Below are 15,171 nucleotides of genomic sequence, written 5' to 3' on the forward strand. Positions count from 1 at the left end.
ATTGGTCTCAGGCTTCCCTCACAAGGGGGGTATCTGCCTTTTTGTAATTGCCAATTCCTATAATGGTACTTTATATAAGATTTCCTGAACCCCCGTCAAAACTGGGGATTTTCTTGTACAATAAGAAACAAGCGGCTGCTGATGCTGCCGCTTGTTTTTAGTTTCCTCCATATCCAACGAAAATCCGCATCGAACCGTAAGGTTTATTCCAAAAGCCCTGCCTCCCGGGCCTTTTGCACTGCTTCCTCTCGGTTGCGAACCCCCAGCTTCAGATAGACCGATGACGCATAGTTTCTAACCGTACCATCGGATAAATACAATTTGGAAGCAATGGTTTTATATCGCAGTCCTTTCGACACGAACTGTAAAATTTCAAGCTCCCGTGAAGTTAAATCATAGGTCGCAGCCACTTTGGTTGTCGACGGAACGTCTCCGCTCTTGGCGGCTTCCAGCTGAGCAAACAATTTGTGCGACATCTCCTGATCGATCAGCGTGCCTCCGCGATAGACCGTACGTATTGTTTCGGCAAGCTCTACCGGCTTCATCGACTTCAATAGGTATCCGTCCGCTCCGCTTCGCAGCGCTTCCAGAGCCTGTCCAGTATCTTCGAACGTGGTGAGAATCAAGATGCGGATGTGGGGCCACGTTTGTTTTATGGTACGGGATGCGGAGATTCCGTCCAGGTTCGGCATGTCCAAATCCATGAGCACCAGCTGAGGCTGAACCTGTCTGCACAGTTCGATGGCTTGCTCGCCATCTTCTGCCACCCCTACGACTTGCAAATCTTGCTGCTCCTCGAGAAGAATCCGTAGACTTTCACGGATAAAAGGCTGGTCATCGACGACCAACAGACGGATGACATCATCCTTAAGCTCCGTTTGTCGTGGCAGGGTGCAGGTAACGAGGGTGCCTTCGCCCGGTTGGGTATAGACGCCAACATGACCTTGCAAATTCATCGCTCGCTCTTTCATGGCGTTCAAGCCGAAACCATCCCGTCCATGTTCCATCCCACGGCCGTTATCTTGAATTTCCAGCCTCGTCTGCTGAGGCTCGAATTGCACTGAAACCGTAATCTCCGTCGAGTGTCCATGACGCACGGCATTCGTCAATGATTCTTGCAAGCAGCGATACAGCGCTATCTTCGCTTGCTTCGTTACAGGGTATTCCTCCCCGAAGGCCTGGAAACGAACCGACACCTTAGCATGCTCCTGAAACTCCTCTGCCAGCTTCCGCAAAGACTGAAGCAGTGGGAGTTCTTCATGCGGCGATTCGATTTGATGCACATAGCCTCTCACTTCATCCATATTTTCCCGGGCCAGGTTCAATAGGGAATCGAGCCGTTTCGTTCCTGTATCCGTCTCTAGCTCAGGGCGCAAGGTTTCCAACCCCATAATGAGGGAAGTGTACGCATGACCGACGGTATCATGGAGCTCTTTGGAGAGCCGATTCCGCTCTTCGGCCAGCGTGATGCGCTCGATTTGGGACAAGTACTGCTCCAGCACCGCATTTTGCTCGCGTATAATTTCACTTTGACGATGATTGACCATCAATAAATGGAAGGAAAATCCGAATGCATAAGCCGTCCCGAATTGAATGGTCATAATCCAAAAATCAATCTGCTCTGCAAGCAGCTTAATTATAGCGGGTAGGAGCAATATCGATAAAGGACCTGACCAAAGATATGTTCTTTGTTTGCTATTAGAGGCAATCAAAAATGCATATACCAGGAATGTGAGGTAGGCTTCTGGAAAGAACAAAACTAAATACAAGCAGAGCCCGCCCGGGATCACAATCTCGGTAAGCAGGTAGTATCTATAATTGAGCTGCAAGCACAGCCAGGGAACGGAAAAAGCAATAAGCTGCCAAAACACAAGAACCCAAAGCGGCAGCGTGAAATGAGCTTGCCGCTCTATGATAGTGAGCAGGAGAGAAGTACTGCAAATCAAGCGGATCATAAGCATGAACCAGTCGTACCAGAACCACTGCTTTACCATATCGAACAAAACCATCAACCCCTAAGAACTATCAGTATGACATTACGTAACTATTATAGAGCAGATCATTATCCAACAATACTTTTAAATCCAGACCGGGACATTCCGGCTACCGGTTCACACTCTTGATCATACGACGGGTGTAGCCTCCTAGCATACGCGTGAAGCTGTTCGCAAGCCTGTAGCTCACCATAGTGAATATGACTCCTGAGGCCGAAACCAGTACGGATTTTATCACAGTATCTATAGGTACACCCATAAAATAATAATTAAATAGTGGAAAGAGGAGCGGGGCCGCAATCATTGCGAGTGGAGTTATATAAAGCAAGGCTGCACTAATGAGGCTTAAAATCCCCACCGGAAGCTTCAGCATCAGCCAGCCGATAGCGATCCAGTTGCGCCGATTTAGCAGCTCCTTCCTTGCTTGAAGCCAGATAGAGTCATCGGTGTTTATTGGTTTAACGTAAAGCTCTGTGGTAATATCCGTATAGATCTTGGTCTGTGTGCGTTCAAATTGCAGGAAGGTGTTTGTAGTTCGCAAAATGCGAGTAATCAGAGGAACGCCCGCGACGGTAAACGAAAGACTCAAGCCTAATGTAAGAGCGACCAGATAAAAGCAAAAGTAAAACAATCCGGTAGCGAAAGTAAGCAGTAGGAAATAGCCATTTTGAATAAAGCTGACGACGGTTCTTGTCATCAAAGAGCCCACATCCTTTACAAGTAGTCATCGTATCCTACGGCTCTTGATGTCAAATCCGCCAGTGCCATAATGTCATATGACACAAAGCGAAAGCGGTCTGCGAACCTAATGGGGAAAAACAACAGTAGTTACTGTGTGTACGGCAATTTTGGATCGCACGGCTAAACAAAAACTGCCCACCAAAAACTTAGAAGCTTGAAATTTACACTATCCATATATTGAGCTTGCCATTATTAATTGAATAACATTTAGAGATACGTAGAAACCTTATCTCTTGACATTTTATGGAGAATACTATATATATTCAAAGCCAATACGAAAGACAGGAAGGGAGGATCTGCATGCACAGAGTGATCAAAATCAAATTTACGCTCTTTTACGGTGAAGTTCCTGAAGCAAAATGTTATGGGTACTTGGAGTTGAATCAGGATGGCAATATGATCGCGCTCTACAATAGGTACGGTGAGGAAATAGACATGTATGGCGGACATGAAGTTGTTAGGGTAATTTGATGACCAAGACCGTGATAATTTTTATTCTTTGTTAGAAAGTGATGGTGTAGGATAATCTGCACGATAGGCTGACGATTCCAGTGCCAAGGCACTACGAAAAGTCAGCCTTTTTGATTTTATTTGCCTTATAGAGTTGACCGGCACGTTATCATAATCCCCTAACCTCATCTTGTCAAGAAATAATGCGCGAATGAGCGACACCGTGGTGGAGCCCCCCTTATGCTTTCGAAATATGAATGAATTTCCGAGTATGATGGGCAATTTCGATTTTTCCAATTCATCCCACTTCACGTAAAATGATCTTCAGGCGTTGCGGGTTAAGCGATATACAAACAATGGACGGAACGTAATGAACAATCGGGAGGTAGAAGATGGACAATCAGGATCAAGATGCAAGAGGAATGAAGAGAGGGGCAATATTAACCGCTCTACTCATCGGTACATTTGTCGCGTTTCTTAACGAAAATTTACTTACCAATGCGTTTCCTGCGTTGATGAGAGAATTTAACGTTGCTGCTTCGACCATACAATGGTTATCGACGGGGTATATGCTCGTGATCGGCGTACTGGTGCCGGTGACCGCATTACTACAGCAATGGTTCACGACTCGCCAGATGTTTATGTCTGCGATGGCGTTATTTTTGGCCGGTACCTGCTTGTGTGCAGTATCCCCGGGATTCGGAATCTTGCTGATGGGCAGGGTTGTTCAGGCTTGCGGGACAGGATTATTGATCCCGTTGATGATGAATACGATTCTCGCTCTCTATCCTCCAGAACGTCGGGGTGCCGCCATGGGTCTCATGGGGCTGGTCATCATGGTCGCCCCTGTCATCGGGCCGGCTTTGTCTGGCTTAATTATCGATACCTTTCAATGGCGATGGCTGTTCTACATGGTGATTCCTGTCGCACTGTTTTCGATGGTTTATGCATTCGTGTACTTAAAGAACGTGACAGAACTGACCAAGCCAAGGGTCGATCTTGTATCCATTGTGATGTCAACCGTCGGTTTCGGCTGCGTCACTTATGGCTTCAGCCAAACAAGTGTCTCTCTTGAGCCAGAAGGTTACGGATCGATTGCAATAGGTAGCCTTTTCCTGCTCTTGCTTGTATGGCGCCAGCTTAAGATCAAAGAGCCGTTGATCAATCTTTCCGTATTCCGGCATTCCACTTTTTCTCTGGTTGCGGTATTGATTGTAATTCTGATGATGGTTCTATTCGCCACAACAACATTGCTGCCGTTCTATATGCAGGATGTGATGAAGTTGACAGCTTTCGCGACAGGCTTACTTCTAATGCCGGGTAGCATTTTGAACGGAATGCTGATGCCGGTATCGGGGAAATTACTCGATAAATTCGGGCCGAGACTCGTCATTGTGCCCGGGCTATTCCTGATCGCCATATCGTTGTGGCTGTTTACCGGCATCGACAGTGATACAACACAAGGCTCCGTTCTGTTCAATCATATCCTCTTATTCTTAGGCATGTCATTCGTCGTCATGCCGGCTCAGACGACAGGATTGAATCAACTTCCACGTCACCTGGTTCCTCATGGCACAGCCATATATAATACGCTCCAACAGATTGCAGGGGGAATTGGCATCGCATTGTTCGTCGGCATCATGTCGTCTGGAGCCAATCATTATCTTCACCATTCGCTCAATCCCACTGCGATGCATGAGAAGACACAAAGCATGGTTTCCGGTCTACAAACGGTTTTTTGGATTGAATTTATTCTGGCAATACTTATTCTGGCGCTGGGTTGGTTTATAAAAAAGCCACCTGAACATAATTAATTCATTACTAGGCACAGATTGAATCATAAGTTTAAAACCGTACAAGAAGCATGGGCTGTCTCATAAGGGGCGGCCTTTTATTTCGTTGTACCTTAGAACCGCTAACTATAAGGAGAGCTGATTTCTGCCTAAAGTTTATTTTCGAGAATCAAGGATAAACATAGATGCATCTTGTCCCATGAATATTTTACTTGCATTATAAAAAGTTTTGGATTGAATATCTCTATACCCTATTTTAGTCATAATGTCAGCCAGCTCTTCTTGATTAAACCCGTTATGAACTATATCTGAAACTACTTTTTCATTTTTATTAAAATCTACGATTAGTAAATGTCCTCCTTCATTTAGAACATCAAATAATCTGGATAAAACAAATTCAACATCATGAATATGGAGCAGAACCTGAGCCATAAAAATATAGTCCGCATGTAAATCCGTTAGACCTTCCTTTTCAAAGTCAAAACATAATGTATCTGCATTCTGAATGTGAAGATCAGTAATTTTTTGCTTTATTTGATTAATCATGTTTTGTGAAGTATCCAGAAAAAGCATAGAATTAAAATCATTTAACAAGCTCATTCCGACAAGACCTGTTCCACACCCAAAATCAATAGCATTCTTACTATTAGCGTCAACTACATACTCACGAATGGCATCAGATGATGCCTTTGCAATTTGAATTCTTTCAGAAGTGTCATATACATTAGCTATCATTTCAAACTTATCCGTATTTCCCATGATTACCTCCCCAATCCGCCTTAATAAAAAACACAACAATATAGAATGATATTCTATCGAAGCATTTGCATTTAGTCCACATTCTAATTCATGCTTATGGAAAACAAAACTGTTTTGCTTCAAAATTTCCGCCCTTATTTGTGATACGGTTCACCGCCCTACCTGTAACGACAAGTTTAAAGACCACCCCGCTAAAAGGATGGCCTTTAGGACTGCTATTCTATTCTAATTGCCTCGATATAAAGCTCGATTCTCACTTCATTTCCGACGATAACCCCGCCTTTTTCCAGAGGCGAGTTGAATGTCAAGCCAAATTCATTGCGGTCAATACTGGCTGTTGAATGAAATCCTACACGTTCCCGGCCACGAGGGTCTTTGTTTAGTCCTTCAAAAAAGGTATGAAAAGTGATGGGTTTGGTTACTCCATGCAGAGTTAGATTGCCCGTAAGTTCATATTGCCTTTCGCCAGCAAGGACGCAGCTGGTGCTTTGAAACGTAATGGTTGGATACTTGGCTGCATGAAGGAAGTCGTCACTCTTCAGGTGTTCATCTCGTTGCGATTGGCGAGTTGTAATACTATTTGCATCTATGGAAGCCTGAATACCCATGGTTTTTAAATTGTTGGGGTCAAAACTCAAGATCGCTTGGAAATGCTCGAATACTCCTTTAATTCTACTAATCATTAAATGCGTCACCGAAAACTCGACGGAGCTGTGGTCCGGATCAACTTCCCAATTGATATTTTTCATGAATAAGTTCCACCTCTATAATAAGATTTTGAGAAAGGCCGCCCCCTCTCAAAGCACTGCGATATTCGCATACTCCTAATATACAAAAACGCTACTGACAACGGGATGTCAGTAGCGTTTTAGCATTTTTTCGGCTTCCTCGTAAATCCGATTTCGTTTACATTTTATGGATAATGCATGTACGCCTTCATTACGATTCGTCTTTGTCGAAATAATCATCTGGCAAATGCAGTTCTCGCAAACAACCGATAAATTTTTCTCTGAAATTCGGATTGCTTTTGTATTTCGGCCATACCTCCTTATAGTAAGACAGCAGCTTCTCATGTGGAATAATGCCCCAGTATAAAATCAAGTTATTCAGAACCTGCGGGCCGCCCCCCATCAACATCTGTTCAATGATCTGCCAGCTTCCCAGCTTGTTTTCGCAACTGCGCGCGGCATAGATGGCAGTGGTATGCATTTTCGGGTCGGCGTGACACAAGAAAGGTGCAAAGTTCTGGAGCGTAATCGCACCGTACTCTTCCAAGATATACCCTGCATAACGCAACGTTTCCGGGTCGTGAATCCGGTCAAGCCTTTGCAAGATCACTGGAATAAACTCCGTTAAATCCTCAGTTTTACTGGTAGCGTGCAGAATCTGTAAAGCTTGCAGAAAATCCCCGTGTTCATCCGATTGCAACAGCCCCAGAAGATATTTTCTACCCGTGTCAAAAGAAGTTTGGGAGATGAGCCAAATGGCTGTGGTCCGATTTTTGGGGCTTTGCTCCGCAATTTTTTTCAAAAAAGCAAGGGTTAGCTGAGAGACTTTCTTAAACTTGAACATTCCATCAAGCGCTTTGGCTTGGATTTCTTCGTTTGGAGCGCTCTGATAAATCTGGATCAGCGCATTCTCATCACCCGGCATTCGACTGCCAAACCACCCGATATCATAATCCAGAATAATTTCATCCAGCCAGCGCTCGTACCAGTCCAGAAAGCTGTCTTCATAGACAAAGAAAAAAGGATGATCAGGATGAAAATCGGAGGTGTACACAATTCTCCCCCTATATTTCCCCTCAAGTACGAGATACATGTCGTATTCGCAGCCTTGGGTGCCTATGCACAACATGCCGCCCAACACCTTATTACAGGTGTCGTCGTATTCCTCATCGGGAATGTCCTCGTCCTTGGTCAGGGGCTCAATTAGACGTTTCCATTCCTCTTTGGTCATCCCGGGGTACAGAACGGATTTTGCAAGGAGCGCTTGGCACTCGGTGTAGGAAGTTGCCTTTCCAATTGAATATATTCCATAATAAGGTCCGGCGCCTCCATTGCCGATGTTCGTTAAAAACAGCGCATAAGGCTCAGGAAGTGTGACCTGATTGTGGGCTTGCCAGTCCGCCAGTTCTTTTGCTGTAAGCTTCTCTTTAACCCTGTATTGATGTGAGGATGATCCAAACACTGAGAAATCCGCGTCTTTGCGCATAGCTTGGCTCAGTTTGTTTTTTATTCGATCCATTTGCGTTTCTTTCTTGCCAAACCACATATTTGAACCCTCCTGTTGACCATAGCCAGGTTTCCTTTGTTTGCTTATCCAGCAATTTTATTATTTTTTCTATGGGACGTACCTCTTTAAAGTGTTATGTATCTAGAGACTCATCAAACGCAGCTCATTTTAAACAACATATCGTGAGGGAGAAAATAATGAAAAGCCAATTAAGAAATATTACGGTCGACGGTTATGCCTTCGTTTATTGGTACTCAGGCGGGTCTCGCTTCATCCTAAACCTATCTCCGAAAGAGAATAAAAACATCAAAATCACGCTCATCTTTCAGGCGAATCCTCCTGAAGAAGAGCCTCATACTTTTTGGTCCTTTTATGACATTTCAGCCCAAAATAATGAAATAGAAACTGTCATCCATCTAGGTAAACCCAAACATATTGCTGAAATCATCTCTTTCTTGATGGCAAAACGACAAGAACTTTGGGTCCAGGGGAAGCCTCACGTTCTGGATCATGCCTGGGATTTACTAAAGGAAATGGGCTATTCCGAGTTAAAACCGATTTGGATTAGACAGTGGTAGTGATAATGGTTTGTGGACTAGCCCCCTTTGACCACTCAAAGGGAGCTTACAGTTCACAGATATACGATTATTCGTTATCCGGCGTGGCCGGACTGGCCGGGGGCATCAAGCCTTTAACGGCGCCGAGAAACGGGCGAATGGACTTGATCATGCCGTAGCCCATCTTCACGACCGGGACAAATTTCTGGATCATGCCGAACAGCCGCAAACCGCCGCCGAGCATACCGCCAAGCCCTCCTGCGCCTGCAGTGGAGCCGCCAAGGCCGCCTAACAGCGAGCCCATCATCGACAGGAATGCCGACACCTTGGCGTCCGGCTTGCGGGAGCGCGAACGGCCAGACGGTTTACGTGCGCCGCTTTTCCGGTTGCCGAGACGGACGCCCGGGGCATGCGAACTGGCTCTGCGTTTGAGAGATTGGGAATTATTTTGCCTCCCGGAAGAAGCGCGTGGAGGAGCCCCAGCACTGGCAAGTATCAACCCGCCGCGATTAACGTCGGTGATGTAGCCGACGTAGGTCTCTCCGCTGTGCAGGGTGACACAGACCGGACGGCCTTGAAATTTCTTAGCCCGTGCACGCATCTCCTTCGATTGTGCCATGGAAGTTCACCTCGCTCACTGATTATAATTCAGTTTACGCCAGGGGCGGGCTGCCTGCTTGTGCGAATAGGACATACGCACGCCAAAAATCGCTTGGCGGGCTCACCGCCGTTCAAGTCCTCCCGAGGATCCCCACGCTATATCAAGAGAATTGCCAAAAACCCGCTACTGGATGTTGTATCTCAGTCGTCCCCATTTTGGCAAAAATATATAGTGATCCAAAACCAAAAGGATAATTGTAATCCTCTTGAAGCAACGTTTCGGGGTAGCCATCTTCATCTACCTGAAATAAAAAAGAGAATGACTCCTCCCTCAGCTTCGCAAAATAATAGTCTTCATTTTGAATAAGTCTCGGGTTTCCGCCTACTTTGATCAAATAAGGCTGATCCATCGACTTTTCGTCATGGCTTAGTTCCCCGTTTGAAATTACATGCTTTATAAGACCCGGGTTAGTAAACATATCTTTGACGCTTTCAGTCGAAATGGGATGCTCAATCACCTTGATCGGGCAATTAGGATAAATGTTATTTTCCAAATACTCCTCATAGTCTTCAGGGATGAAGATCGAAATCATGCTCTCAGGTTTAAAGGGATGGACGAGGCTCAAGTAAAAAACATATTTTGGGTTACCTTCTTGGATGAGGTCTTCTTGATCATCAAAAAATTCGGGTGCATTCCCGCCGATCCAGCCTGCACTATGTTCGTTCGATAGAGGCGATCCCGCATAATAAAGAATACAATCTGTTCTCTCAACTAAAATATTCATTTGATTTTCCGTAGGCATTTTACAACATCTCCCTCAAGAAACACGAATGCCCTCACTCCGCCGCTTCCGCCAACCATGCTTGCATTGCCGGAGACTCCGCCTGATTCAAACGCAGGGCGATTTCGGTGTTGATCTCATCCGGCGGCATGACCTCGACAAGGACGCATACAGCCTCTCGCGGTTGATTCAAGGCAAACACGCCTTCATTATCGAGCATTTTCATCGCCAGCTCCATGGCCTTCAGCCTCGAATCAAATTCACGATTCCATTCATCAGCTTCAAGCTCCGCAATGGAAGGACGCTCCATAAATAATTGTTTAACATCATCGAAGTCCTCCTCCTCGTAACAACAATAGGGTGAATCGGCATAAGACCATTTGATGAGTTCCGCAATCGTTGATCCCGGCGTGTCGCTTTCGTCTCCTTGCCTGGCCGCTTCCCTCTCCAAGGCCTCCCATGACCAGGCGGAGATGCTTGGCGCATGTCCCTCTCCAGTAGTAAATAGCGTGCAGTAATAGTAACGTTCGCCGTTTTCAAAAAGAGTACGAAAGGACGTCCTAGCCACCTCGGCAATCTCCGCCGCCAGCGCTTCTATTCCTTGCGTCGGTTTCACGACAATTTCTCCTTAGCCCTATAAAATATATCTTATTTCCATTATAAAGATTGTTCACCCTAAATCTACCTACTATTCACCTGAATCCTGGAAATATGTGCGATTAGGGTTCTAATTCAAGGTGCATCTTGGCTTCCGCCTCATCCCATGGCACCGAGTAACCCGCCCCCTTGGCGCAAAAGATAGAGGAGGATGTATACAATGGGTCTGCCTCTTTGCGGTAGCCCATCCGCTCTATGACTTCCTCCGTATTATGACAGCGGTCGTAGCCGCTGAACACGCAGCGGATACTGCCTCGTCCATGCGTAAAGGATGCAAATTCGGCACTGTAGTTCATGAAAGTCGACACGGGCACCCTGCCCGTGACCACCGCTTGCATTCCGGTTGTCTGCGGCGGATTAAAAGTACCTGAAGCACGCTGAATATCGGACAGCACCCTGCCCATTTCATCGATAGCGACCTTGATTTTAAAATCGTAAAAGGGCTCCAGCAGCACGTTGTCCGCCTTCTCCAGACCCTGCCGTAGTGCTCGAAAGGCAGCCTCACGAAAATCGCCGCCATGGGTATGTTCTTTATGCGCGCGTCCCCTCAGCAGCGTAATGTTCACGTCGGTGACCGGCATGCCGGTCAGCAGTCCGTGATGCTCCCGTTCATAGAGGTGATTCCGAATCAAATTCTGATAGCTGACATTCAGATCATCGGCATGACATCTGCTATCGAGCATGATGCCGTTGCCCCTTGCTCCCGGTTCAATCAGCAGATGCACTTCCGCATAATGCCTGAGCGGTTCGAAGTGGCCGTACCCTTTCACAGCCGATTGAATCGTTTCCTTATACAAGATTTCCGGTTGTCCAAAAGAGATAGCAAAGCCAAACCGCTCTCTAACAAGCTGCTCCAGCACTTCCAGTTGAATCAATCCCATGACGCGGATAGAAATCTCCTGCAATTTCTCATCCCAAACGACGTTCAGAGACGGTTCCTCCGCCTCCAGCGTGCGAAAAGCACCGAGCACCTTCTGTACATGTATTGAATTGTCGAATAATACCTTGGACTGTAACGTCGGCTCCGAATCGTAAGTTAACTTGTCTGATATCGACCCAAGGCCTTGCCCAGCTTCGGCGGCGGACAAGCCGGCAACCGCAAACAAATCGCCGGCTTCCACTTGTTCCACCGGCTGCGATTTAAGGCCGTTAAACAAGAAGAGCCGCGTAACTTTTTCGTCATATTGAACCCCGCCGCTCTCGTAACTAAGCTGTTCCCTCACCTTCAGCCGACCACCCAGCGCCTTAATGAACGTGAGTCTCGCTCCGCCTGCATCGTGCCGAATTTTATAAGTCCGCCCCTGGAACGAAGCATTCTCGTCATAAGTGGTTGTTGTCAGCAGATGCAGCTGATCCAGAAACTCAACGACGCCTGTATCCTGAAGTGCAGAGCCGTAAGCACAGGGGAAGAGGAGACTCGCCGCTATCATCCTCTGCAGGGCCTCCAGCCAGAAGCCGGTATCCTCTCTCCCCTCCAGGAACGCTTCCAGCAAGGCTTCGTCCCGCTCCGCCATGCACTCCCGCAGCGGCTCGCCGACTATGCCGTCAGCGAAGCTCTGTGTAATGCAGCATACATCCCCCGTCAACTGCTGACGGATATCCTCCTCGGTTCTGCCTGCATCCGCGCCGATCCGATCCGTCTTGTTAATAAAGAAGAACGTCGGAATCCGATGCTTGCGCAGCAGCTGCCAGACCGTCTCCGTATGGCCCTGGACACCTTCAACTGCGCTTACAATCAGGATGGCATAATCAATGACCTGAATCGTCCGCTCCATCTCCGGGGAGAAATCGACGTGTCCAGGCGTGTCTATTATGTAATAGCTATCTCCCTTATATTCTATTACCGCCTGATCTGCGAACACCGTAATGCCCCTTGCCCGCTCGATGTCGTGGCTGTCCAGAAACGCATCCTGATGATCCACCCGCCCCCGCGACCGGATACTGTTCGTATGGTACAGCAGCTGTTCCGCAAAAGTTGTCTTACCTGCATCCACATGGGCGAACAGGCCAATCGTTAGTCGCTTCATAGAATCCCACTTTCAACGCTTCTTGTTGATACTGCTCATTTTATTAAAGCATAGAAATCGGAAGAGTGGGTAGGAGTTGGTTTTGAGAGGGTCTTTTTTCATAGACAGAGGATAAATTTAACGAGTTACATTTATGTTGAGTGATTTCTCCAGATTAAAATATAATTAATATACTAATGCTTGAACGGAACCTTGAAACTGATTTACCGCTTGCATGAAAGAAACTTCCCTCAAACATACCTTTAAAGTGAGCTTGGCAAGTTCAGAGATTGATTCGGTGATTTCAGAGTACCATCTCGAATGCAGTCTTTACAGCCATCGGAGTTAGTAAAGCGGATTATTAGTTGGTTAAAATTCAAAGTTATTAACTCAAAATTGCGGGAACGTGGCTCCCCAAAAAGTAATCGAAATTTAAACCTCGATAGCGATGACTACAATTAGGAGAAAGCTACTCCCGAACACTAGCATGCTCCTTATAAAAGCTTTCTTTCTTGTACTTCATCAAATCTTTAAACATCAAGCCGCTTTCCATGTGATGCCCGTGAATCAGCAAAATGTCCGAGGCGTTGATCCAGCTGTGCTCGTCCAAAAAGGGGAAGTCGCTTTTGCTTTTCTTTTTATCGAAATCATAATTAAGATAGTACTGCGCATCCTGTGGATTCTGTATGACCGGGTACTAAGGGTGCCGTCAATCTTCAGCCAACCGACGATGTCCGGGTTTCTCTCGAAATTCAAATCATTGAAATTCATTTCCCCTCCCTTCCAAAAGTAATATATATTACTTTAATCGGTACTCTGATGTCAATTTAACTGTAGACCAGCCATGGTTTTGCCCGCGACTAAACTTTACACGAAGGTTAATTGCCTCCAAGTCATTATGCCAAGCTAGTTTATTTTGAATTGCTGTAGGTGTTTTTATGTAGACGGTTATATTACCATCAATTTTTGAATGTTCCTTACAAATACTCACATTGTCATCATAGAATGTAACTGCCAACATAGCTTTGCCAAGGAGATTTTCGATGCCCCTTTTTAATTGTTCCTGTGTTGCCTCTTTTAGTTTTAACCCAAGTTCTGCAGCTAAAACTTCTAAACTCTCTTTATGATTTAACTCACCTATTTGGAATTTTGATTTTACTTCGTTTACTACAGGTTCCAGAGTGCCTATGTTAAAATATGTTGGACCAATTATTGTTCCGATTCCTGGGTTCTTAGTAGTAATGTTACTATTTCTTTTAGCTAGGGCTTTTAGAGAAATGCTTTCAACAATATACTCTTTATTGACTATCAGAATTAGCTGCAGATCACCAGTATCAAGCCTGTCATTAATGTAACTTTCAGGAACTAGCTCAACGCTTTTTATTTGGAAATTATTATATTTTTGTGACAATTTTTCTCTTATAACTGGAACGAGGGAAGAAGTTGAATTATATAACTTTTCTAACACTTGTGGTTTCACAAGTGAATAATACTTCCTCATCAACTGAACACATTCATCTGGTTCTACCTGTGAAACATTAGGGAATTCTTTCAAGAAATAGAAGTAGGTAATAGCTTCGTGGCATTTTCCAATTGCATTACTACTGTTTGAGTTATGTGTATATTGATGGTTGTTTAATAAATACTGCATTTCCTTTACTGTAACAAAATTAATTTCTTCTTTTTCGGATTCATCCGGAAATTTGTCATAGCTTGCAGCGAGCTTTATTGAAGAAGTTGGGCTACTTTCAAATTTAAACCTTAAAGTTAGTGCTACTTCTCCATACTTAATCCCAACTGCATTCTTTCCAGATTTATATATTTGAATATCGCTAAATCGAGGTGTACCTGGATCAAACTGTTCTACATTAACATCATTTTGGGTTTTACCATAGCTTGTTATAATATTAACGTCTTCTGTCATAAAAAAAACATTATACGCATGAAAAAAGCCCTCATTTCTTTCGTTGTAGAAATCCTTCAGCAAGGAGAAACATAATTCTCTTAAATTGTATAAAAATAAATCCCTATATGGGTTAATTTCATCTGTAAATTTTGGGAAGTACCCAGATACCAGTTTTTTTAATTCCTTTATATCTTTTACATAATGCTCCCCTAATTTTAACTCCACGAGTTCATTTAGAAAGTTTTGGTATTTCATCTCAAATAGTTGATTAAACTTCAATTGCAGTCTTTCAGATAAAAAATATTTTGAAAAGAAGCTTTTTGCCCCAGGGTTTTTTTGTTGAATTCTACCGCCTTTTCTAACAAGAAAAAGATTAACTGATATTGTTTGGTTGCTATTAACATACAAAGTCAAATCCTTTTCCTGATCAGGATTATTTGTGTCAAATTTATACTTAACAGACTCTATATAAGGATAAAGATTTGTAATATATAGTACAGTTTGAGTAACTGTTTTTGGATAGTAATCAATGGATTCGTTCTTTATGTATTTAAGCAGGGCTTGATAAACATCTTTAACATGTTCATCCCCAATAAGTCTAGGATTCTTTTTCATAAATCTTACCTCCCAAATATTATAACTTAATTACATTATACTGTTAATTAATGCCTATATAAAAGAAAATACTGGC

12 protein-coding genes and 2 pseudogenes are annotated in these 15,171 nt (G+C 44.6%); 3 read left to right on the plus strand and 11 right to left on the minus strand.

Annotated features, from left to right (window positions below):
- Nucleotides 1-203 precede the first annotated feature (203 nt).
- Both JOD82_RS24305 and JOD82_RS24310 read right to left on the minus strand, forming a co-directional pair.
- A complete protein-coding gene (locus tag JOD82_RS24305; RefSeq protein WP_209950104.1) occupies nucleotides 204-2,003 on the minus strand; it encodes a helix-turn-helix transcriptional regulator in 1,800 nt (599 codons plus the stop codon).
- Between the two features lie 100 nt (nucleotides 2,004-2,103).
- Entirely contained in the window at nucleotides 2,104-2,691 is a 588-nt protein-coding gene (locus JOD82_RS24310) for a sensor domain-containing protein (RefSeq protein ID WP_029518899.1), read from the minus strand.
- 344 nt (nucleotides 2,692-3,035) lie between these two features.
- Between JOD82_RS24310 and JOD82_RS24315 the strand changes: the two are divergent.
- Both JOD82_RS24315 and JOD82_RS24320 read left to right on the plus strand, forming a co-directional pair.
- A pseudogene (locus JOD82_RS24315) lies at nucleotides 3,036-3,261 on the plus strand (hypothetical protein).
- 316 nt (nucleotides 3,262-3,577) lie between these two features.
- On the plus strand, nucleotides 3,578-4,999 hold the full coding sequence (locus tag JOD82_RS24320) for an MDR family MFS transporter (protein ID WP_209950105.1): 1,422 nt from the start codon (nucleotides 3,578-3,580) through the stop codon (nucleotides 4,997-4,999).
- Between the two features lie 135 nt (nucleotides 5,000-5,134).
- Here JOD82_RS24320 and JOD82_RS24325 read toward each other — a convergent pair whose 3' ends face one another.
- The 3 genes from JOD82_RS24325 to JOD82_RS24335 all read right to left on the minus strand — a co-directional run bounded on the left by JOD82_RS24325 (nucleotide 5,135) and on the right by JOD82_RS24335 (nucleotide 8,011).
- The gene (locus JOD82_RS24325; protein ID WP_209950106.1) at nucleotides 5,135-5,737 is read right to left on the minus strand and encodes a class I SAM-dependent methyltransferase; all 603 of its coding nucleotides are present in this window, start codon (nucleotides 5,735-5,737) and stop codon (nucleotides 5,135-5,137) included.
- 215 nt (nucleotides 5,738-5,952) lie between these two features.
- On the minus strand, nucleotides 5,953-6,486 hold the full coding sequence (locus JOD82_RS24330) for a YceI family protein (RefSeq protein ID WP_209950107.1): 534 nt from the start codon (nucleotides 6,484-6,486) through the stop codon (nucleotides 5,953-5,955).
- A 190-nt stretch (nucleotides 6,487-6,676) separates the two neighbouring features.
- Nucleotides 6,677-8,011 (minus strand): SMI1/KNR4 family protein, encoded by a 1,335-nt coding sequence (locus JOD82_RS24335; protein ID WP_209950108.1) that lies wholly within the window; start codon nucleotides 8,009-8,011, stop codon nucleotides 6,677-6,679.
- Nucleotides 8,012-8,169: 158 nt separating this feature from the next.
- On the opposite strand from JOD82_RS24335, the gene JOD82_RS24340 reads away from it, so the two are divergent.
- A complete protein-coding gene (locus tag JOD82_RS24340; RefSeq protein ID WP_165145499.1) occupies nucleotides 8,170-8,550 on the plus strand; it encodes a hypothetical protein in 381 nt (126 codons plus the stop codon).
- A 67-nt stretch (nucleotides 8,551-8,617) separates the two neighbouring features.
- On the opposite strand, the gene JOD82_RS24345 is transcribed toward JOD82_RS24340, so the two are convergent.
- The 6 genes and pseudogenes from JOD82_RS24345 to JOD82_RS24365 form a co-directional block, all read right to left on the minus strand.
- The gene (locus tag JOD82_RS24345) at nucleotides 8,618-9,148 is read right to left on the minus strand and encodes a hypothetical protein (protein WP_209950109.1); all 531 of its coding nucleotides are present in this window, start codon (nucleotides 9,146-9,148) and stop codon (nucleotides 8,618-8,620) included.
- A gap of 142 nt (nucleotides 9,149-9,290) precedes the next feature.
- Complete coding sequence (locus JOD82_RS24350) at nucleotides 9,291-9,932, minus strand: hypothetical protein (RefSeq protein ID WP_209950110.1); 642 nt, start codon at nucleotides 9,930-9,932, stop codon at nucleotides 9,291-9,293.
- Nucleotides 9,933-9,966: 34 nt separating this feature from the next.
- A complete protein-coding gene (locus JOD82_RS24355; protein ID WP_209950111.1) occupies nucleotides 9,967-10,527 on the minus strand; it encodes a DUF4303 domain-containing protein in 561 nt (186 codons plus the stop codon).
- Nucleotides 10,528-10,630: 103 nt separating this feature from the next.
- Nucleotides 10,631-12,595 carry an elongation factor G gene (locus JOD82_RS24360; RefSeq protein WP_209950112.1) on the minus strand — a complete coding sequence of 655 codons (1,965 nt, stop codon included), beginning with the start codon at nucleotides 12,593-12,595 and terminating at the stop codon, nucleotides 10,631-10,633.
- A gap of 460 nt (nucleotides 12,596-13,055) precedes the next feature.
- Nucleotides 13,056-13,324: pseudogene (locus JOD82_RS29375) on the minus strand (class B sortase); the annotation flags it as partial.
- A 49-nt stretch (nucleotides 13,325-13,373) separates the two neighbouring features.
- Nucleotides 13,374-15,095 carry a hypothetical protein gene (locus JOD82_RS24365; protein WP_209950113.1) on the minus strand — a complete coding sequence of 574 codons (1,722 nt, stop codon included), beginning with the start codon at nucleotides 15,093-15,095 and terminating at the stop codon, nucleotides 13,374-13,376.
- Between the last annotated feature and the right edge of the window lie 76 nt (nucleotides 15,096-15,171).

Source organism: Paenibacillus sp. 1182 (assembly GCF_017833915.1).
In the GTDB taxonomy this organism is placed as follows: domain Bacteria; phylum Bacillota; class Bacilli; order Paenibacillales; family Paenibacillaceae; genus Paenibacillus; species Paenibacillus polymyxa_D.

Excerpts from the sequence above, each read along its gene's own strand:
- JOD82_RS24310 (WP_029518899.1), bottom strand. The coding sequence starts at position 2,691 with ATGACAAGAACCGTCGTCAGCTTTATTCAAAATGGCTATTTCCTACTG.
- JOD82_RS24320 (WP_209950105.1), top strand. The coding sequence starts at position 3,578 with ATGGACAATCAGGATCAAGATGCAAGAGGAATGAAGAGAGGGGCAATA.
- JOD82_RS24325 (WP_209950106.1), bottom strand. The coding sequence starts at position 5,737 with ATGGGAAATACGGATAAGTTTGAAATGATAGCTAATGTATATGACACT.
- JOD82_RS24330 (WP_209950107.1), bottom strand. The coding sequence starts at position 6,486 with ATGAAAAATATCAATTGGGAAGTTGATCCGGACCACAGCTCCGTCGAG.
- JOD82_RS24335 (WP_209950108.1), bottom strand. The coding sequence starts at position 8,011 with ATGTGGTTTGGCAAGAAAGAAACGCAAATGGATCGAATAAAAAACAAA.
- JOD82_RS24340 (WP_165145499.1), top strand. The coding sequence starts at position 8,170 with ATGAAAAGCCAATTAAGAAATATTACGGTCGACGGTTATGCCTTCGTT.
- JOD82_RS24345 (WP_209950109.1), bottom strand. The coding sequence starts at position 9,148 with ATGGCACAATCGAAGGAGATGCGTGCACGGGCTAAGAAATTTCAAGGC.
- JOD82_RS24350 (WP_209950110.1), bottom strand. The coding sequence starts at position 9,932 with ATGCCTACGGAAAATCAAATGAATATTTTAGTTGAGAGAACAGATTGT.
- JOD82_RS24360 (WP_209950112.1), bottom strand. The coding sequence starts at position 12,595 with ATGAAGCGACTAACGATTGGCCTGTTCGCCCATGTGGATGCAGGTAAG.
- JOD82_RS24365 (WP_209950113.1), bottom strand. The coding sequence starts at position 15,095 with ATGAAAAAGAATCCTAGACTTATTGGGGATGAACATGTTAAAGATGTT.